Here is a 20,795-nt window from a genome sequence, read left to right as displayed (position 1 = left end):
TTATATTCACGTAATAATTTGTTAAGAACTGTACAGGATTCCTTAATTTGCGGTAAAAATCTGTGTCAAGTAATTCTTTTACCATATACAATGCTTCTGCGGGATCCGGCAAAACCTATGCCCTTGCCAAGGTATACTTGAAAATTATACTGGCTTCTCCTCAAAATTTCAGAAAGATATTGGCCATTACATTTACCAATAAAGCGGTAAATGAAATGAAGCACAGAATATTGAACAGTTTGTTCGAATTTGCCAACACTACGTCTGTTGAAAATGCAAATCCATTATTCAACGACATATTAAATGAAACCGATTATACCTTTGAAGAACTTCCTGCCCTAAGTAAACTGCGATTAAAGCAAATTTTGCATAACTACGCTTTTTTTGACATTTCTACCATTGATAAGTTTACCCATAGGCTTATTAGAACCTTTGCGAAAGATTTAAAGATTCCTCAGAATTTTGAAGTGGTACTAGATGTGGACCTACTATTACAAGAAGCGGTTGAGCGCGTAATCAGTAAAGCAGGCGAAGATCCTGAATTTACCAAAGTACTGCTAGATTTTGCCCTTGAAAAAATTGAAGATGACCGTAGTTGGGATATTGGATTTGATCTTTTAAAAATAGGAAAGCTCATATTCGACGAAAACAACGCAGAACATTTTAAACAATTAAAAGATGTTGAATTAAGCGACTTCTTAAAATTACAAAGCCATCTAAAAAAACAAAACAAAAATCTGGAGAAGCGTATTGTTGAACTTGCCAGCGCTTCTATAGATACTATCACCGCATCTGGATTAGACTTTAAAGATTTCCCCAGGGAAACATTGCCTAACCACTTTAAAAAGATAATTGCCGGCAACTTTACGCCTACCCAACTTTACAATAATAAACTAGGGGATAATTTAACTGATGGAAAAATAGTAAAAGCAACGGTTAAAAATGTACCAGATGATCTAGCCCCGCAATTACTTCATAACTATCAAGGCATAAAAGAGCTTATTTACAAAAGGGGGTTATATTCAAACATCAATAGAAACATTGTTCCATTTGCACTTTTAAATGCTATTCAAAAAGAGCTGAAAATCATTCAAGAAGAAAAAGACCAATTGTCTATTTCAGAATTTAACACACTTATTGCCAAAGAGGTCAAAGATCAACCAGCTCCGTTCATTTACGAAAGACTCGGCGAAAAATACCGTCATTATTTTATTGATGAATTTCAAGATACTTCGCAAATGCAATGGGAAAATCTTATTCCGTTGATCGGCAATGCCATGGAGGGCGAAGATGAACTTGGTAGTACCGGATCTTTATTTTTGGTTGGCGACCCCAAACAAGCCATTTACAGATGGCGTGGTGGCAAAGCAGAACAATTTCTAGAATTGGCAACACACCAAAGCCATCCGTTTACAGTACAATCCGATCTTGTTACCTTACCCAAAAACTATAGAAGCTACTCAGAAGTCATTAACTTCAACAATAACTTCTTTCAAAGTATTAGTCCGTTTTTAGAAAACGACATTTACCAAGAATTCTTTAAAATTGGCAACACACAAGAAACCAACCAAAAAGAAGGTGGCTATGTACAAATCTCATTATTGGAAGAAGATACTGATGAAGAGTACGCAGCAAGTACGTTGGCAACAATTCAACAATGCCTGGAAAATGGGTATACCTATAGCGACATCTGTATTATCATAAGAAAGAAAAAGCATGGCCTGGTACTGGCAGATTTTTTAATGCAGCATGAAATACCCGTTGTTTCTTCAGATTCATTACTGCTCAGTGAAAGTGCCAAAGCTATTTTCTTGGTGCAGCTTATTCGGTATATGGTCCAGCCTACGGAGCTAGAGATCCAATATGAGATTTTGAATTTTCTATCTGAAGGAAAAAAAGACAAACATGCCTATATCTATGAAAACCTAGAAAAGCTAGATGAACACTTATTAGAAGCATACGGGTTCAATGCTTCTAAGCTAAGGCAAGCCTCGGTTTTTGACGGATTGGCTTATGCCATTAAAACTTTTGACCTTATTCCTACTTCAGACGCACACCTTTCCGCTTTTATGGACCTTGTTTTTGACGTTGAACAAAAATATGGTTCAGATATGCAATCATTTTTAGATTATTGGGACAAGAAAGGAAACTCGGCAAGTATCAGTACGCCAGAAAATATGGAATCGGTACAGATCATGACCATTCACAAATCTAAAGGACTAGAATTTCCGGTTGTTATTTTTCCGTATGCCGATTCAAATGTGTTCGAAGAAATTGACCCTAAATTATGGCTTCCGGTAAACAAAGAAGAGTTTCTTGGTTTTTCAGAAGTACTTATCAATAAAAAGCAAGAAGTTCAAGAATATGGCGAAATGGAATCTTTGCTGTATGAAATAGACCATCAGAAATTACAATTAGATGCTTTCAACCTATTATATGTAGTTCTTACCAGAGCGGTCAATGCCCTATATATTATAAGTGCCAATAAACTTGATAAAAAAGGAGAACACAATACCAATTACTATTCTGGGTTATTCATTCATTTCCTTAAAAGTATTGGTGAATATCAACAAGATCAACTAACATATGACTTTGGCGTATTTATGCCAAAAACTTCTAAACAGCAAACTAGTACAGACCAGTTAACTATACCTTATATATATACCAATAAAGATAGACCAGATTTTAAGATTCTTGCCCTGGCAGGTACTTTATGGGACGAAGGCCTGGATGTAGCCCTTAACCAAGGTAACGTAATACATTATATATTAAGTGTTATCTACACTACTGCCGATTTAGATAGAGCTGTACAAATGGCGCTACAAAAAGGATTGATCAAAGAACAAGAAGTTAACGGTATTAAGGAAATTGTAAAAAAGGTCATCTTTCATAAAAATTTGACGCAATTTTACCAAAATGATGTAGAGGTATTAAATGAACGAGACCTATTACTGGCAGATGGTAATGTTCAAAGACCGGACAGGGTCGTTTTAAAAAACAATCATGCTACCATTATTGACTATAAAACCGGGGAACAAAGCCCTAAATATCATCAACAGATAAATGCATATGCCCAGAGTTTTTCAAATATGGGCTACACGATCGATCATAAAATTATTGTATACATTAATACAGAAATAGAATTAGATTATATATAAAGGAATATGTACGGAAAAATCAAGCAACATTTACAGCAAGAAATTGAGAACATTAAAAACGACGGTCTCTTTAAAGAAGAACGGGTTATTGTCTCTCCACAAGATGCCGTTATTAAAATAGACACCGGACAAGAGGTAATAAACTTCTGTGCCAACAACTATTTGGGCCTTTCATCTCACCCAGAAGTTATACAAGCGGCCAAAGATGCTATGGATACGCATGGCTTTGGTATGTCTTCTGTTCGTTTTATCTGTGGCACCCAGGATATTCACAAAACTTTGGAACAAAAGATTGCTCATTTCTACGGTACCGAAGATACCATTTTGTATGCTGCGGCCTTCGATGCCAATGGCGGCGTATTTGAACCTTTACTTACTGCAGAAGATGCAATCATTTCAGATTCATTGAACCATGCCTCAATCATAGATGGTGTACGTTTATGTAAAGCGAAACGCTATAGATATAGCAATAGTGATATGGCAGACCTAGAAGCGCAGTTGATAAAAGCAAACGAAGACGGCGCACGATTTAAAATCATTGTTACTGACGGTGTATTCTCTATGGACGGTATTGTAGCTCCGCTAGATCAAATTTGCGATCTGGCCGATAAGTATGATGCCTTGGTTATGATCGATGAATGCCATGCCACCGGTTTCATAGGCGAAAAGGGAAAAGGAACCTTAGAGGAAAAAGGAGTAATGGGCAGAATAGACATTATTACTGGAACCTTGGGCAAGGCACTAGGTGGCGCCATGGGCGGATACACTACGGGTAAAAAAGAAATTATAACCTTGCTTAGACAGAGGTCTAGACCGTACCTGTTTTCAAATTCTTTGGCTCCGGCAATTGTAGGGGCATCTATAAAGGTATTTGATATGTTAGAGAACGACACTTCTTTGAGAGATACGTTGCAAGAAAATACTGCATACTTTAAAGAAGGCATTAAAAACGCAGGGTTTGACATTGTTGACGGAGATTCCGCTATTGTACCCGTAATGTTGTACGATGCCAAGTTATCACAAGATATGGCGAACAAATTATTGGAAAAGGGAATTTATGTTATCGGGTTTTTCTATCCGGTAGTACCAAAAGGCAAGGCACGTATAAGAGTACAACTATCTGCGGCTCATACCAAAGAACATTTAGATGCCGCCATCAAGGCATTTACGGAGGTTGGAAAAGAGCTAAAAATCGTTTAAATGCAATATTTAATCTATTAAATGCATTAAAAAAAATAGGAAATTGATTTTGTTAATAATATTTAACAAGTTACATTTGCAGCTAATAAACACTTAAACTTAAAATTTAATACATGAAACATCTTAGCAAATTATTGGCGGTTGCCCTACTTGTTGTAGGTATCAACAGCATACAAGCGCAAGACGAGAATAACCCTTGGCAAGTGCAATTTGGGGTTAATGCCATTGACGTATATCCAACTTCGGATGTAAGTTCTTTCGGTAACGAATTCTTCAATGTGAACGATCACTGGAACATTTTACCTTCTATATCTTACATAGGAGTATCTAAGTCAATAGGAGATGGTTTCTCTGTTGGTGCTAGAGGTTCTCTTAACAAAATCAGCAAATTAGGTGATACTAGCGTTGACGATTTATCTCACTACGCTATAGATGGTACAATAAAATATGATTTGATCAAAAGACAAACTGTAATCGATCCTTTCGTAGAGATCGGTGGTGGTTACACTTGGGTTGATGAAATTGGAGCTGGAACTGTAAACGGTGGTCTTGGTTTGAACATCTGGTTCACTGAGAACTTAGGTCTTACTTTACAATCTTCTTACAAGCATGCTTTCGAAGATTACGGTGTAAAACATTTCCAACACTTAGCTGGTATCTCAGTTAAATTTGGTGGTACTGATACTGACGGTGACGGTATCTACGATAAAGATGATGCTTGTCCAGAAGTTGCTGGTCTTGAAGCATTCAACGGTTGTCCAGATTCTGACGGTGACGGTATAGAAGACAGCAAAGATGCTTGTCCTAACGAAGCTGGTTCTAAAGAAATGAACGGATGTCCTGATGCTGACGGTGACGGTGTTGCCGATAAAGATGATGCTTGTCCTAACGAAGCTGGTCTTACTGCTTTAGCTGGTTGTCCTGATGCTGATGGTGACGGTGTTGCCGATAAAGATGACGCTTGTCCTTCTGAAGCTGGTCCTGCTGAAAACAAAGGTTGTCCTTGGGCTGATAAAGACGGTGACGGTGTACTTGACAAAGATGATCAATGTCCAGATGTTGCTGGTACAGTAGCTAACGCTGGTTGTCCTGAAGTAACTGAAGAAGTTCAAAAGCAATTGAACGATTACGCTAGAACTATCTTATTTGATACTGGTAAATCTTCTATCAAAGCTGAGTCTACTTCTGTAATGGTTGACATTATCACAATCCTTAAAGAATACCCTAACGCTAAGTTTACTGTTGAAGGTCATACTGACAGCGTAGGTAGCGAAAAATTAAACCAAAGCCTTTCTGAGTCAAGAGCTCTTTCTGTAAAAGAATTCTTAGTAGACAAAGGAATTGAAGAGTTTAGATTATCTGCTGTAGGTTACGGTGAGTCTAAGCCAATGGCTACAAACAATACAAGAGCTGGTAGAGCTCAAAACAGAAGGGTAGAAATTAACTTAGTAAAATAAGTTTAATAAAAACCTAAGTGTTTTAATAAATAAAAGCTCCGCAATATTGCGGAGCTTTTTTATTTTTACCACATGCAGAGCTTTATAAAAGATGTAGTACAAGAAGTAATCAAGAATAACCCCAATACGGGTAACGTAGTTTTTATACTACCCAGTAAACGTGCCGGTGTTTTCCTTAAAAAAATATTATCACAATCACTTACCAAGACCGTACTTGCGCCTGAAATCTACAGCATAGAAGATTTTATAGAAAAGGTTTCCAATCTGGTTACCGCAAATACTACAACACAATTATTTGAACTCTACAACGCCTATTTAAAAGTTGGCGATTATGAAAAAGAATCTTTCGATTCTTTCTTAAAATGGGGACAAATACTATTACAAGATTTTAATGAAGTGGACCGCTACTTGGTCAACGCATCTACCTTATACCAAAATGTTGCCGCTATACAAGAAGTCAACCATTGGTCATTAAATACCGATAATTCTGAAATGATTGAAAACTACCTTCATTTCTGGAGGTATTTAGAAGGTATATATCATCAATTTAACAACCGTTTGCTAGAACAAGGACTGGGTCACCAAGGACTCATTTACAAAACCTCTGTTTCTGAATTACCAAATTACCTGGATAGCACTACTAAAAAACATGTATTTATGGGCTTTAACGCCCTTAACACCGCAGAGAGTATTCTTATACAGACTATTTTAGAAAAGACAGATGCTTCAATATATTGGGACATAGACCCTTATTTTCTGCAAGACAACATACATGATGCTGGTTATTTTATACGTAACTATCAAAAAACTTGGAATGTTCTAAAGGACAAACCCTTGGCAGGACTCACCAATTACTACAATACAAAAAAGAATATTGAGATTATTGGTGTACCTAAAAATGTTTCACAAGTAAACTACGTTGGTAATTTGCTGAGTAAAATTCAAGACGAATCTCCAGATGCATTACGTAACGCTGCAATTGTACTTGGTAATGAAGAGCTGTTGAATCCGTTACTGAATTCAATACCTGATACTATTCCTGCCACGAACATTACCATGGGTCAAAAATTGGAATCTACCACATTGGCAAGCTTTTTTACCAACCTTATAGAGTTTCATGAACAAAAAACCGAAAAAGGATGGTTTTACAAGCATTTATTGAATCTGTTGACACATTCGTATGCAGTTCTTTTATTTGATGCCAACGAGGTCTCTACAGAGCGCTTGGTTTCAAATATCAAAACAAATAATTGGTCTTACATTTCCTATACACAAATACGCGAACTACTATCTGAAAATACGGCTATTCACTTACTTTTTGAAGATGTAAAGAATAACCCCCACACGCTATTGGATAATTTTCTTGCACTAGTTCAAGCCATTAGAACTATAGAACTAGTACAACAGAATTCCCTGTTATTAGAACAACTTTATAAATTCTTTACCTTATTTAACCAACTAAAAGATCTTTGTACCAACTTTACTTATATCAACAACCTTAAAAGCCTTAAACATCTGTTCAGCCAATTATTGAGTTCAGAAACTCTGGACTTTCAAGGAAACCCCATAGAAGGCATTCAGATTATGGGGATGTTGGAAAGTAGGTTGTTAGATTTTGAAACCATTATTATTACTTCAGTTAACGAGGGAGTATTACCATCGGGGAAATCTAATAATTCGTTTATTCCTTTCGACCTGAAAATCAAAAACGGATTACCTACCTACAAAGAGAAAGACGCTGTATATACCTATCACTTTTATCGATTATTGCAACGCGCCAAAAACGTATATATTCTTTACAATACAGAACCAGATGCCTTGGAAGGTGGTGAACGTAGCAGATTAATTACCCAATTATTGACCGACGACAATAGAACGGATATAAAATCTTTCATTGGCACGCCCACTATACAGCCTATTACCAAAAATATACAACAAGTTGAAAAAACAAAGAGCTTACTAGAACTTATTCAGGAAAAAGCTAGAAAAGGGTTTTCACCTAGTTCATTGAGTAATTACATTAGAAACCCAATTGATTTCTATAGGCAGAATCTATTGAACATCAATGAGGCCATGCAGGTTGAAGAAACCCTTGCCCCCAATACTTTTGGTACTATTGTCCATGATAGCTTAGAAGAGTTGTACACCCCTTTAGTTGGCACAACCCTTACGATAGAGTCTTTAAACGATATCCGTAAAAATGTAACCACCTCGGTAGCACGTAACTTTGAAAAAACGTACAAGGAAGGGCACATCAGTTCTGGTAAAAACTATATTTCTTTTCATGTCATCCTCAAGTATATTCAAACATTTATAGATGCGGAAATAACCGCTATTAAAGACCATAGCATTAAAATAATTGCACTGGAACAGTCACTATCAGTACCCTTGGAAATTACCGGTTTAGACTTCCCCATTACATTAAAAGGAAAATTAGACCGTGTTGATGAATTTGATGGCGTTACCCGTATCATAGATTACAAAACAGGTAAGGTAGAACGACGAAATGTTGAATTAATGGATTGGGACGTACTTACCGAAGATTATCAATTTAGCAAGGCATTTCAATTGCTTTGCTACGGATTAATGTTTTTTAAAATGCATCCTGCAGATAACTTAACCATTCAAGCAGGTATTATCTCTTTAAAGAATTTTGCGGATGGTACGTTGCTGTTCGCACAAAAAGAAACTGCCCGAGGACCCAAAAATCACCTTATTACCAATGAGGTCATTTCTGATTTCGAGCAGATACTTGGTCAGTTAATTACAGAAATCTGTAATGCCGACATTCCTTTTACAGAGAAAGAAGTGTAATACTATTTCTTGTCCGGTCTTGTTGGCCTAACCTCTATTTTACTAGGTAAGGTTCTTTCGTTCATTTGTAAAAGATCTAACACCAATTCACCAATGTCCTCTGGTTGAATTTTCCATGCATCTTTATCACCTGGCTCATTATGGTTAAAATGTGTTGCCACAGAACCCGGCATTATGGTAGATACTTTTATACCGTACTGTCTAAGATCTAACATTGCAGCTTGTGTAAAGCCTACCACACCAAATTTTGATGCATTATACCCAGCACCTTGAGCAAAAAAATTGGTACCTGCCAAACTTGCTAGGGTAATATAATAACCTTCTGTTTTCTTCAGGGACGCTACAGATGCCTTTAGAGTATGAAAAACACCACTAAGGTTTACATCTATCATTTGATGCCATTGTTCTTCGGTCATTTCATCTATGGGTGCAAAATTACCAACACCGGCATTTGCCAGAACAACATCTACTTGTCCCCATTTATCCGTTATTTTAGCTACGGCATTTTCTTCGTCTGAAAGTTTAGCGACATTAGATACAATTCCTAAAACATCATCGTTATTAAAATCTTTTAACGCCTGATCTACGCTTTCTTGAGACCTACCGCTAATGGCCACTTTCATGCCTTGACCCAATAATGTTTGCGCTACTGCAAAACCTATTCCCTTAGTGCCTCCTGTTATATACGCTACTTTATTTTTTAAATCTTTCATTGTTTCATTTTTAGATGACCACAAGTTACCAAATCCTATATTTTTTTCTTGTTCTTAAAGATTAAGAATTAACGGTTTTCATTTATTATATTTAAGTACAACTTAACACTCAACAATGAACAGAATTATCGTATGGTCCATTACCGTGGCCCTCGCAGGATTTTTATTTGGTTTTGATACCGTTGTCATCAGCGGCGCAAATGAACCTATTAAACAAATTTGGAACACATCACCTTTATTTCATGGCACCTTTATCATGAGTATGGCACTTTGGGGTACCGTAGTAGGCTCTCTTTTTGGTGGCATTCCCACCAAAAACCTAGGGCGTAAGAAAACGCTGTTATGGGTAGGTATTCTATTTCTGGTCTCCGCACTTGGCTCTGCCTTGGCGCAAGATCCATATTCATTTTCCCTATTCCGTTTCATTGGTGGTGTAGGTGTCGGTATTTCTTCGGTTGCCGCTCCTATTTACATTTCTGAAATTACATCTAAGGAGAATCGTGGAAAGCTTGGCGGACTTTACCAATTTTGGTTGGTATTCGGTATTTTGATCGCCTTTGTATCTAACTGGTTATTAAAAGGTTTTGATGGTGCAAATGATTGGCGTTGGATGCTTGGTGTAGAAGCCATACCCGCTTTCATTTACACCGCAATGGTATTTACCGTACCTGAAAGCCCGCGTTGGTTGGCCTTACACAAAAAGGATGATGCAGGTGCCTTAAAAATATTGGAGATTATACACTCTAAAGAAAAGGCCGCCCTACAATTGGCAGAAATAAAAACAGATTTACAGCACAGCACCAAAAGTGAAAGCCTTTTTCAAAAGAAATACTCAAAAGTACTTTGGCTAGCTTATTTTATAGCGTTCTTTAATCAATTATCAGGTATCAACTTTGTACTGTATTATGCCCCAGAAATTTTAGAGCAAGCCGGGTTGGGCGGTAAAGAGTCTCTTTTCAACTCGATCGCCATTGGTATCGTAAATCTTGTATTCACCTTTATTGGAATTCGCTTATTGGATATATTAGGTAGGCGACAATTGATCATCATTGGTTCTATAGGTTACATTATTAGTTTAATTATGGTGGGGCTCTGTTTTCAAATGGATTTAGGATCAACAATGACCATTACCTTCATCTGTACATTTGTTGCCTCTCATGCTATTGGGCAAGGTGCGGTAATATGGGTCTTTATATCAGAAATATTCCCTAACAGTGTTCGTGCTTACGGGCAGTCTTGGGGTGTTAGTGTACATTGGGTATTTGCCGCCATCATTACATTGATCACTCCCTTTTTCCTAGATGCTACTGAAGGAGTATTAAAAGACCAGGTATGGTATATCTACTACTTCTTCTGTGCAATGATGGTATTGCAACTTATTTGGGCAATGACCAAAATGCCGGAAACCAAAGGAGTTTCTTTAGAGGAATTGAGCAAGGAATTGGTGAAAGAATAAAACATCATCTTATTAAACCTAAATCAATTACAAAGCCCTCATTACAAATGTAACGAGGGCTTTGTAGTCTTTTCCCTTTATTGGTAAAGTACCTATCTAATTCACACTAAATTTCTCACGATATGCCGTTGGGCTAATACCTTCTTTCTTTTTGAATAACCTTGAGAAATAATGCGGATATTCAAAACCCAACTCATATGCAACCTCAGCAATACTTTTACTGGGATGCAACAACATATTCTTTGCTTCATCCATTAACAACAACTGCAAATGTTCCGTGGTGGTCTTACCGGTCTCCTTTTTTAAGGTGTCGCTTAGATAACGTTGCGAAATTGCCATTTTATCGGCAATCTGTTCTATGCTAGGTATACCATTTTCCTGTAGCTGACCAGATTCTACGTACTTTAACAACTGCGTATTAAACTGTTCTAACAAACTCGTAGAAAGTTCTTTTCTGTTTAAAAATTGACGCTCATAAAATCGATTGGCGTATTTCAGCAAAGTGCTCAATTGAGATATTATAATGTCCTTACTGAACTCGTCTTGATTGTTTTGATATTCAATTTCAATATTCTCGACAATGGATTCTATCTGCTTTTCTTCTTTTGGTGAAAGGTGCAATGCCTCATTGACCGAATACGAAAAGAAACCATATTTTTTGATTTGATGCGCCAATTCCGTCCCTTTTAAAAAGTCCTCGTGAAAGCTGATCGAAAACCCTTTTTGTTCAAACACCGCTGCCTCGTTCCATTGCAATACTTGCCTTGGTGCAATAAAAAAAAGCGCTCCGTTATTGAAATCGTATGTTGTACGACCATAGTTTAGATCGCCCTGTACAAACTTCTTAAAACTAATGGTATAACAATCGTTGGTAATGGGTGGCGAACTTTCTTTAGGGCAAGGTAAAAAACCATCTCCCGATGCCGAAAATACACTCAACATAGGGTGTTCCGGACCAGGTAGTTCCAAATACGCTATATAGGACGATAATGTTTTAAAATGCTGCATACTACTTGTTCATTTCTTTAGCTGCCAATTGTAATTGTTTATTATACCCATCTATTCTGGCATGGGCGGTACCATCTACCAACAGGATAGCGACCAACATGGCTATGGTAGTAATCATACTTGCTCTCCAAACCGGTGTGCTTACAAACAACAGTACTATGGCACAAGCTATGATTATAATGGGTATAGCCTTAAAGACAATAGTATCGTATTCTTTTAAGGTAGCTTCGGCGCGTTCCAATTCTGATGCTACAAACGCCGGTGTATCTGTTTGGTAGGCTTTTTCAAATTGGGGAATTCTTGATTTATTGGTAAAAAACAACCCAACACCAATGATCAAAAGTAAACTGCCCGCTACCAATGTAGGAATTATATACGCTCTGGCGATATCTGTTTTACCCAATTGCCAAAACCCCAAGCTGGCCACTAAAAATGCCAGACCGAACAGCATGAAGAACGGAGTAGAAAATAGTTCTGCCTTTGCCCAATCTGTTGCCGCTTTTAATATATCCATTTCTCTTATTTTGATCGTTAACTAATTTACAAATTCCAAGTTACACCAGTTTCCTTTTCTGAAAGCTCCCACAGTTTTTCCATGACGGGTTTGTCCTTAGCGTGAGGTTCTAATTTGCATTCCCCAACCGGACCTGTCCAATAGTTTTTGCCCGTTGGTCCGTAAAAACCAGATTGATCTAAATCTGGCTCGGTGGCACACATGATTTCTGGGTATGCTCCTTTCTCTGCAGATTGTACCATGGGCGTCAATTTCATGATCTGCCAAATAAATCTTGTGAACAAGCTACCGCTGGTCTTGATCAATGATGTTGAAGAGGCACCCGGGTGGCATGCGTATGACTTCACAACTGTTTTGCCCGCCGCCTTAAGTCTATCTTGCAATTCATAAACGGTCATGATCTGCGCCAATTTACTTTGACTGTACACGCCGTTTGGGCTGTAGTTCTTGTCCCAGTTCATATCATTGAACTGTATAGTCTTTATACCCAAATTGTAGCCCATACTGCCCACGGTAACTATACGCCCTTTTGATTCTTCTATACGTGGGTACAGCAAAGCCTGCAATAAGAAATTACCGTAATGGTTTACCCCTAACTGACTTTCAAAACCATCTTCCGTAAATGTTTGTTTGGGTACTTGCGCAATGGCGGCATTGCACATTAGGGCATCTATTTGTGGTACGGTTTTCAGAATTTCATCTGCAGCTTTCCTAACCGATGCCAATGATGCCAAGTCCATTTCTATATTGCTTACCGGTATGGCATTGCCAAGTTCTTGTTTTAAGGTTGACAACGTATCGGCAGCCTTTTTGGGGTTACGGTTCAGCATGACCACCTTAGCTCCTTTTTTCAATAGTATTCTTGCCGCCTCAAAACCAGTACCACTGGTTGTACCGGTAATTAGGAATGTTTTGCCTTTAAGGCTTTTGATTCTATCTGGGGTCCACCCTTTTTTACCAAATTGTGTTGTACTCATATCGCCTATTTTTAAATGTCTAAAAGAATAGGACAAAGGTATGTGCGAAGATACCGTTAGGACTTACACACATTTTCGAATGTTGTGTACTTTTTGGTGGGGATTAGTTGGTTCGTGGGATAATGGGATGATAACTAAAAAGGATTTTTTAGCTATAGTAATAAATACATATGATTGAAGGGAATCTGTCTACTAGGAAATCTCTTTAGGGCGTATCACCTCTTTTCTAAAAATAAAGGCAATGGCAACGAAAAAGAAGAACAATATTATTTTACCGGCCAAGTAACCAAAACCATATTCGGTAAGTCTGCTAAAGTCAGAAATTAAAATACTCGCAATATTGATCAACATAAAAAATGAGACAACCGCGGCAATGTAAAAGATGATTTTCTTCATGATAACGTAAATCATAAAAACAGAGGTTGCCGTATAGCAACCCCCATTTTTGTAAAATAATTATTTAGTAACTGTCGTAGTAGTTGGTGTATAAATACCAAAAGTAAGAGCAGAAACCAAACCGTTAACAAATGTTTGTTTTGTAGTAACTGTGTAGTTTTCTGCACCACCGGCCATAGCCTTAGAATCAGAAACACCTACAGGAGCCAAACCGTAAACCACGTAATGGTTCCATTCAGTTGTTTGGCTGTTACCTTGAGCACCACTACCTACAACGCTTGTGTAAGAATAGCAAGAAGTTAATAAAATTGATGAAGCAAAAGCTATTGCCATCATTTTCATTGAATTTTTCATTCTTTAAAATTTAAAATTAAACATTTATATAATTACTCATTTTGAGCCTTGACAATGAAGTATTTACATAGTATTTCATAAATTTTATTGGGGGAACAAAACTATTTGTACCTACTTATATAAAAGCGAAAGTTAAGTATTTCACGTGGATAGATTCTTACAATAGAACGTAAGTTTTTATGCAAAAAAAGACAGGGGAAATTAAGTGATTGATGCTTAATGTGTTGAATGAAAAATTAGTTCATTAACTTATGTCTATTTATGGTTGGTTAATGTAAATGTGTAGTTTATACTTAAAAATCTTATTTGTACCGCTCTTTAGAATTCATCACCATACCGTATTTGAAGATTTGGATTTTCTGTTCTCCATTTTTCTAGTTCCAACTCATTAACTCTATTACCGAAAAGTTCTACACATTTCAATTTCTTAAGTTTCTTCAACTTTGCCATTTCTTCGGATATGGTCAACTTATTCATTGACAGGTCTAGATATTCTAAATTTTTGAGTCGGTACAAATCTTTGGGCAATGTTTTAATAGCTAAGCCGTATAAGGTTAATTGCTCAAGACCTTCAAGTTCCAGTAATTCAGGTGGTATTGTTCTAAAAGGTGGTTCGTCAATAAATTGATCAATAGCACTTAGCGGAGGATAAATTGTCCAACCCTCTACGCTATCCAAGTAGATTTCTAATTTTTTTGCACTCTTTAATTTTCCCACCTCATTTGGTATTTCATCTAACCCATATGCAGATAGCTCAATGAATACCTGTTCTTTATTCTCTAAATCTTTAAAGAGACGTTTAGGTTCGCAGGAGAAAATTAAAATTAGGATTACTATTAGAATTGGAGTTTTCATTGCTAGGTTTAAAATTAATAGCGGTTTTTTATAGTACAATTTTAAAATCGCTATCCAACATTTGCAGAAGAAATACGGTGTCTTTTTGTTTTTTAATTTGAGTAAAACTATATACTATTATTATAACTTCTAATTATTTACTCAATGCTTTTAAAATTCGTTCTTCATTAATTACAATATCTCTAAATAATACATGAGGAAATTCAGTGTAATTTGAGCCTTTGAAGGATTCTAAAATTTTAGATAATGTTGTTGCCGTTAAAAGTGATAAATTCATTTCGGTATCCATTTCACAATCTGTCACAAAATCATCGCTGAATTCCGGTGCTACCAATAGTATCTTAACAATACGCAAATTGTTTTTTAAAGCTAAATTTTGATACGATTTTAATTGTCTAGAAACTGTACTAAATTTATTATAACCTCTCTCTTTACTTGTTTTGCATTCAACGATAATTATCTCATCATTTCCCAAATTCAAAAGAATGTCAATCATATCCTTTTGAGTGTTAATTTTACTTTTTAAAGATTCATCTACATTAAAACCTAAACCTTTAAAAATTACTTTTGTCAACTCTTCAAACTTTAAACCTAATTCACTTTCTTTTACCGTAATACCATTCTCTTTTAATAAGTTTAAATCTCTAAAAGCTACATTAGAGTAATTCTCTAAATAAAGATTTTCAACATCTTTATAATGTTCAAGAATATTTAAAATATCATCTCCTCTTTGCTTAATTCCATTGTCCTTGATGAACTTAGTCAAGTCAGGTTTTATTATTAAATCAAGTATATCTCTAGGTTTAATATTATAGTCCAATAGATAATCCCCTTTCAACACAAATTCATCTTGTAGTTCAAATTGCACCCTTATTTCTTTGTTTAATTTAGGTAGAGATTGGTTTAGTTCAACTAGTAGCTTATCAAAACCATCTAAGGATATTCCAACTTTTTCGTCTCTCTCCACATTCTCAAAATGTTGAATTAGACTAACTATTTTATCTTCTAAAACACTTCCTTTAAGGTTACTTATATTCAAGCCTTTTTCACATAATTCATTCAAAGTTTTTTTCTTCTCCGTTAATGTACTTCCTGATTTATATATATCCTCTATAAGCAAATTTGTAAAGGAAACACCCTCCTTAATGATTTCTTCAATTTTCTGTGCTGACGATAATTTCCTATCTATATTATGATCTCTTGCTATTTGATTTATTATAGGGTCCCTTAGTAATTTTAATGTTCTTCGATAAAATTTAGTAGCTACTTCCTTTTTTCTAATTTTCCTTAAAAGGCGAACCATTTCATCAGCTACATAAATTGTATTTTCTTTATTCGAATAAAATATTACTCCAATATTTTTTAAACTTTTAATTACTTCTTGTATGTCCAGTTTCTTAATTGGGACGATGGAATAGTTTATTAGCTTAACTTCTTCTTGAGAAAGCCCTAATTGTTTTCCAAGAGTTAAAATTATTGACAATTCATCTGAAGTTATTTTTGCATCTCTATTGTTCTCTAAATCATTTTGATAGGCTGTATGTAAACAAGCTTTATAAATTCTATAATCTCTTTTTCTTGATAAACTAATCTCAGACTTTTCGTCTTCAATACTTGCGTTAAGAATTTTAATCTTAGATTTTAGATTCTTAATTTCTGAATCATACAATCGAGAAAACCAATCCTGTTTCATAATACAATTACCATCACGTATAATTATATCTATTAAAACATCTAATTGCGAGGTAATTTCTTGAAATTCACATTCAATATAACTTTGGAATTCTCTTGAGGTTAAGTTGAAAATTCTAGAAATATTTTGATTGTCAACTGATTTCAAACCTTTATCAGATGAACTTAAAATTTTATCTATCTCTTTACCATTCGTTGGGTTTTTAGATATAATATTATCAATGATTTTAATGAATGAGTTTTTTTCTATAGACCCCAATTTATCTAATATTCGCTCTAATTTCATAAGACTTGATACTTACTTGTTATAATTAATTCTGGACTAAATGATGCGACAGTAAAAAATTTAAACTCCAAAACAGCAGGGGGAAGTAATGTTTTAGAACCGGACCAACAAGGTAGTATTATTCTTCCATGGAAAATTACGGTAACCCGTAAAAGAAGAAAGAAAAAATACAGGGCATGGAAGTAAAAAATGGCAAAAAACACTACCCATTTTATGCCTTACAAAACCGTAAACTTCTAAGTAATAACACCCTATTTACCATTATACCGTTCTGAACAAACTTCTAGAACCTGTACAGGTATCGTTGATTTTTTTAGAATACTTGAGCATTAATTTCTGCAATACGGACATCAGATTAAAAAACCAACCTAGATTTTACCATAGAAATAAAAAGCGCCAATAGTTGACCAAAACCTATATTTTACATCCTATATAACACCTGAACAAAATCTGAACATACTACCTATACCCACCATCATTTAATGATTTTTTAATGCCGCCAAACCAATGGAAAACTACTGAAATAGCTTTGCTCACCGCAATTTCAACTTGGATAAACCATCAACAAACACTGAAATTCCAACATTTTAAGAATTCTCAAAAATTTCCCCTACAACTATTCTAAATTCTTGAATGAAACTTGACCGTTTACCAAAAATTGTAAAACGGTGTCTAGTTTTTATTGAGGGCGTTTTTTATTACCCCTTTTCATAATATGATAATTTCATAGCTGAATTTTTTTCGATAATTAAATTATTAATCTATTTAAATGACATATTAATAGTGTCGTTCAAATTACAACTAGCTAACTCATCATTATGAAAGGACAAAAACCAAAATTTATGAAAATGAGTGCCTTTGTGCTCTACCTATTTTTAGGAATAGGTTGGGCTTACGCACAACAGACCGTTACAGGTGTGGTAACGGACCAACAAAACATGCCGTTGCCGGGTGTCTCCATAGTTGTTGAAGGATCAGGCAAGGGTGCCGTAACCGATTTTGATGGTAACTATACCATTAATGCCAACACAGGTGAAACCCTAGTGTTCTCTTACCTAGGCTTTAAAAGTGTAAAACAAGTAGTTTCTGCCAACACAAGTACCTTGAACCTGGCCTTGGAAGAAGATTCCCAACAATTAGAAGAGGTCGTTGTTGTAGGTTATGGTACACAGAAGAAGAAAGAAGTTACCGGTGCGGTTGCAAAAGTAGATTCTGACGAGCTTGTTAAAATACCTGTATCCGATATTGGAGCTGCCATTCAAGGTAAAGTTGCCGGGGTAAACATACAAGCGGCAAGTGGCCGTCCAGGGGAAGCCGCAAACGTACAAATTCGTGGATTAGTTTCCTTGAACGGTGGAGAACCGCTATATGTGGTAGATAACATACCCCAAGAAGGAAATCCGAATCTTGCTCCTGAACAAATTGAGTCTATAGACATCTTAAAGGATGGTGCCTCGGCATCGGTATACGGTGTGCGTGGTGCCGGTGGTGTAATCTTGATTACAACTAAACGTGGTAAAAAAGGTAAAATGAAGGTAGACGTTAATATGTTTACAGGTATCCAAAACATTACCTCTGGTACACCATTATCTAATACAACCGATTTTCTTTATGTTACGGAAACCAGTGCAGAAGCTGCGGGTGATGAGCCACTAACTTTTTTAATAGATGGCAACGTATTGGATTGGGACACCAACTTTGTTGATGAAGTACAAAACGATAACGCCGTAGTGCGAAATTTCAATGTAAACTTATCTGGTGGTGCCGAAAATTTAACGTACAACTACAATACTACTTTTTACGAACAAGAAGGGGTTTTGATCAATTCCGGTTTTGATCGTTTAACGAATAGACTTACCGGACAGTTTACCAAAGGGAAATTCAAAGCTTTTGCTTCCGCAAGTTTAACTACTGAGAATCGTGAGCAAGAACCTTGGAATATATTCGGTTTTGCTATTGGTAATGTACCCCACAGTGCACCTTTTAGCGTATTTCAACCTAATGGGGAAAACACCGTTCAGTTAAGTGTACAAAACGAAATATTTTATGGCTTTCTAGCGCGCCAGTTAGATAATATTGACGAAAGGGAAAACAAGAGCAATAGTATTGCCTTGAACTTGGAATACGAAATTTTAGATGGGTTAACCTACAAAGTCAATATTGGTCGTAACGAGAGTCAATATTTTAGAAAGTTCTTTCAGCCTCAGTATTTAGCTTTGGATCGTAATGGGGAGTTAAGTTTATCCGCTTCAACACCCAATGCTATTCTACAATACAACCAATGGTTTTCTACAAGAGAAACCATTGAGCACATTTTAAACTATAAAAAATCTTTTGGAAAGCACAATTTAGATTTCTTGGCAGTTGCTTCTTATGAAAAATACAAATTTAGAACCTTGAACACCGGTACCGTTTTTGCCGACGATGCTTCAAATGACGTGCAAGTACTTAACGCAGGGGCCAACCCAACTACACCAAGTGAATTTAGAAATGTAAACACCTTAGCTGGTAAACTAGGTAGGATCCAGTACAATTATGACAGTAAGTACCTTTTAAGTGCAAGTATTAGACGAGATGGTTCTTCTAAATTTGCTCCGGATAACAGAAATAATAACTTCTACGGTTTTTCGGCAGGTTGGAACGTAAGCGATGAAAATTGGTTTAACTCAAGTACTATAAACAATTTTAAAATTCGCGGTAGCTGGGCCCAAGTAGGTTTTAACGGTATTCCAGATTACTCTTACATACCTGTAATAGAACCTGGTGTAAATTACCCATTTGGCGCTGATGAAGATTTACAAAACGGTCTAGTACAACGTAGATTCCCTAATGTTAATGTACAATGGGAAACCCAAATTTCATCTAACATTGGTTTTGAGTTAGGCATGTTCAACAACAAGTTAAACCTTACGGCAGATGTCTATAGAAATGATAAGAAGGATATGTTAATTAATGAGTTATCCCCACCTTCAGCCGGTTTATGGCAACCACGTGCGCAAAGCGTTTATGGTGCCGTGGCGGTCAATGCCGGTAACATGCAGAATAAGGGTGTTGAGGTAGCCGCAAATTATAAGGGCAGTATAGGTGAAGATTTAACCTTTGGATTTTCAGGTACCTGGACACTTAACGATAACAAGATTACCAATTTAAATGGTAAAACACTTGGTGCTTCTGGCGGTACGCTTACCAATGCAGATGGTAGTACAGGTAATGACCCCACTACTTTTTTAAGCGTTGGTGACCCAGCGGGATCATTCTACTTGATCCAAAATGATGGTGTAATAAAAACTCAAGAAGAGTTGGAAGAGTACCAACAATTAGATCTAAGCGCAGTTAGTAGCCCACGACTAGGGGATATAAAATATATTGATGCCAACGGTGATGGTGCTATTAATGATAGTGACCGTGTATTCTCAGGTTCTGGTATTCCACAATGGGAGGCCGGTTTAAATTTTGACTTAGGTTATAAAGGCTGGGATTTTGGTGTGCAAAGTTACTTGTCATATGGTGCAGAAATCTATAATGGTGGAAGGCAAATAGCTTTTGCCGGTGGACGCCATCAAGATCAAGTATTTCAATGGACACCTCAGAACCCTGATTCTGATATTCCTACTTTTAGACAAAGTGGTACCCACTCTAATGTTAGGGCATTTTCAGATTATTTCCTAGAAGATGGTACCTACCTACGTATCCGTAACATATCTATAGGATACACTATTCCAAACACACAGGATTTCGGCGTAGATAAAATAAGACTGTATTTAAATTCCGTAAACCCGTTTACGTTTACAAATTATACAGGATATGATCCAGAAGTGGGTGGAGATAACCTATTTCAAAGAGGTGTAGATAATGGTAATTACCCTATTACGCGCCAGTTTATAATGGGAGTTCAATTAAGTTTCTAAAAAAAAA

Annotated in this window: 14 protein-coding genes; 6 read left to right on the top strand and 8 right to left on the bottom strand. The window is 36.3% G+C overall.

What is annotated here, in order from left to right; genetic code table 11:
* The first annotated feature begins 62 nt into the window (after positions 1-62).
* From PXC01_RS02195 to PXC01_RS02180, 4 genes are all read left to right on the top strand, one after another.
* Positions 63-3,158: a UvrD-helicase domain-containing protein gene (locus tag PXC01_RS02195; protein ID WP_276470739.1), complete on the top strand. Its 3,096-nt coding sequence runs from the start codon at positions 63-65 to the stop codon at positions 3,156-3,158.
* 6 nt (positions 3,159-3,164) lie between these two features.
* Complete coding sequence (gene kbl / locus PXC01_RS02190; RefSeq protein WP_276470738.1) at positions 3,165-4,358, top strand: glycine C-acetyltransferase; 1,194 nt, start codon at positions 3,165-3,167, stop codon at positions 4,356-4,358.
* Between the two features lie 113 nt (positions 4,359-4,471).
* A complete protein-coding gene (locus PXC01_RS02185) occupies positions 4,472-5,815 on the top strand; it encodes an OmpA family protein (protein WP_276470737.1) in 1,344 nt (447 codons plus the stop codon).
* 72 nt (positions 5,816-5,887) lie between these two features.
* Complete coding sequence (locus PXC01_RS02180; protein WP_276470736.1) at positions 5,888-8,629, top strand: PD-(D/E)XK nuclease family protein; 2,742 nt, start codon at positions 5,888-5,890, stop codon at positions 8,627-8,629.
* Between the two features lie 2 nt (positions 8,630-8,631).
* Here the strand turns inward: PXC01_RS02180 and PXC01_RS02175 are convergent, their stop codons facing one another.
* The gene (locus tag PXC01_RS02175) at positions 8,632-9,342 is read right to left on the bottom strand and encodes an SDR family oxidoreductase (protein ID WP_074670583.1); all 711 of its coding nucleotides are present in this window, start codon (positions 9,340-9,342) and stop codon (positions 8,632-8,634) included.
* Between the two features lie 115 nt (positions 9,343-9,457).
* Here PXC01_RS02175 and PXC01_RS02170 point away from each other — a divergent pair, with 115 nt between their 5' ends.
* On the top strand, positions 9,458-10,798 hold the full coding sequence (locus tag PXC01_RS02170; RefSeq protein WP_276470735.1) for a sugar porter family MFS transporter: 1,341 nt from the start codon (positions 9,458-9,460) through the stop codon (positions 10,796-10,798).
* A gap of 96 nt (positions 10,799-10,894) precedes the next feature.
* On the opposite strand, the gene PXC01_RS02165 is transcribed toward PXC01_RS02170, so the two are convergent.
* The 7 genes from PXC01_RS02165 to PXC01_RS02135 form a co-directional block, all read right to left on the bottom strand.
* On the bottom strand, positions 10,895-11,806 hold the full coding sequence (locus PXC01_RS02165; RefSeq protein ID WP_276470734.1) for a helix-turn-helix domain-containing protein: 912 nt from the start codon (positions 11,804-11,806) through the stop codon (positions 10,895-10,897).
* Position 11,807: 1 nt separating this feature from the next.
* Positions 11,808-12,320 (bottom strand): hypothetical protein, encoded by a 513-nt coding sequence (locus tag PXC01_RS02160; RefSeq protein WP_276470733.1) that lies wholly within the window; start codon positions 12,318-12,320, stop codon positions 11,808-11,810.
* A gap of 26 nt (positions 12,321-12,346) precedes the next feature.
* A complete protein-coding gene (locus PXC01_RS02155) occupies positions 12,347-13,297 on the bottom strand; it encodes an SDR family oxidoreductase (RefSeq protein WP_276470732.1) in 951 nt (316 codons plus the stop codon).
* Positions 13,298-13,489: 192 nt separating this feature from the next.
* Positions 13,490-13,693: a hypothetical protein gene (locus PXC01_RS02150; RefSeq protein WP_276470731.1), complete on the bottom strand. Its 204-nt coding sequence runs from the start codon at positions 13,691-13,693 to the stop codon at positions 13,490-13,492.
* A gap of 60 nt (positions 13,694-13,753) precedes the next feature.
* Positions 13,754-14,047 (bottom strand): Bor family protein, encoded by a 294-nt coding sequence (locus tag PXC01_RS02145; RefSeq protein ID WP_276470730.1) that lies wholly within the window; start codon positions 14,045-14,047, stop codon positions 13,754-13,756.
* 318 nt (positions 14,048-14,365) lie between these two features.
* Positions 14,366-14,902 (bottom strand): hypothetical protein, encoded by a 537-nt coding sequence (locus PXC01_RS02140; RefSeq protein ID WP_276470729.1) that lies wholly within the window; start codon positions 14,900-14,902, stop codon positions 14,366-14,368.
* A gap of 133 nt (positions 14,903-15,035) precedes the next feature.
* Positions 15,036-16,880, bottom strand: a complete 1,845-nt coding sequence (locus tag PXC01_RS02135) for a hypothetical protein (protein WP_276470728.1) — start codon at positions 16,878-16,880, stop codon at positions 15,036-15,038.
* Positions 16,881-17,698: 818 nt separating this feature from the next.
* On the opposite strand from PXC01_RS02135, the gene PXC01_RS02130 reads away from it, so the two are divergent.
* On the top strand, positions 17,699-20,788 hold the full coding sequence (locus PXC01_RS02130) for a SusC/RagA family TonB-linked outer membrane protein (RefSeq protein ID WP_276470727.1): 3,090 nt from the start codon (positions 17,699-17,701) through the stop codon (positions 20,786-20,788).
* Positions 20,789-20,795: the final 7 nt, after the last annotated feature.

The sequence above is a fragment of the Maribacter huludaoensis genome (assembly GCF_029350945.1).
GTDB lineage: Bacteria > Bacteroidota > Bacteroidia > Flavobacteriales > Flavobacteriaceae > Maribacter > Maribacter huludaoensis.
This window is presented reverse-complemented; position numbering and strand designations above follow the sequence as displayed.

Bases quoted from the DNA above. Each gene is read 5' to 3' on its own strand.
- PXC01_RS02160 (WP_276470733.1), bottom strand. From the start codon at position 12,320: ATGGATATATTAAAAGCGGCAACAGATTGGGCAAAGGCAGAACTATTT.
- PXC01_RS02155 (WP_276470732.1), bottom strand. From the start codon at position 13,297: ATGAGTACAACACAATTTGGTAAAAAAGGGTGGACCCCAGATAGAATC.
- PXC01_RS02140 (WP_276470729.1), bottom strand. From the start codon at position 14,902: ATGAAAACTCCAATTCTAATAGTAATCCTAATTTTAATTTTCTCCTGC.
- PXC01_RS02145 (WP_276470730.1), bottom strand. From the start codon at position 14,047: ATGAAAAATTCAATGAAAATGATGGCAATAGCTTTTGCTTCATCAATT.
- PXC01_RS02180 (WP_276470736.1), top strand. From the start codon at position 5,888: ATGCAGAGCTTTATAAAAGATGTAGTACAAGAAGTAATCAAGAATAAC.
- PXC01_RS02130 (WP_276470727.1), top strand. From the start codon at position 17,699: ATGAAAGGACAAAAACCAAAATTTATGAAAATGAGTGCCTTTGTGCTC.
- PXC01_RS02150 (WP_276470731.1), bottom strand. From the start codon at position 13,693: ATGAAGAAAATCATCTTTTACATTGCCGCGGTTGTCTCATTTTTTATG.
- PXC01_RS02170 (WP_276470735.1), top strand. From the start codon at position 9,458: ATGAACAGAATTATCGTATGGTCCATTACCGTGGCCCTCGCAGGATTT.
- PXC01_RS02135 (WP_276470728.1), bottom strand. From the start codon at position 16,880: ATGAAATTAGAGCGAATATTAGATAAATTGGGGTCTATAGAAAAAAAC.
- PXC01_RS02165 (WP_276470734.1), bottom strand. From the start codon at position 11,806: ATGCAGCATTTTAAAACATTATCGTCCTATATAGCGTATTTGGAACTA.
- PXC01_RS02185 (WP_276470737.1), top strand. From the start codon at position 4,472: ATGAAACATCTTAGCAAATTATTGGCGGTTGCCCTACTTGTTGTAGGT.
- kbl (WP_276470738.1), top strand. From the start codon at position 3,165: ATGTACGGAAAAATCAAGCAACATTTACAGCAAGAAATTGAGAACATT.
- PXC01_RS02175 (WP_074670583.1), bottom strand. From the start codon at position 9,342: ATGAAAGATTTAAAAAATAAAGTAGCGTATATAACAGGAGGCACTAAG.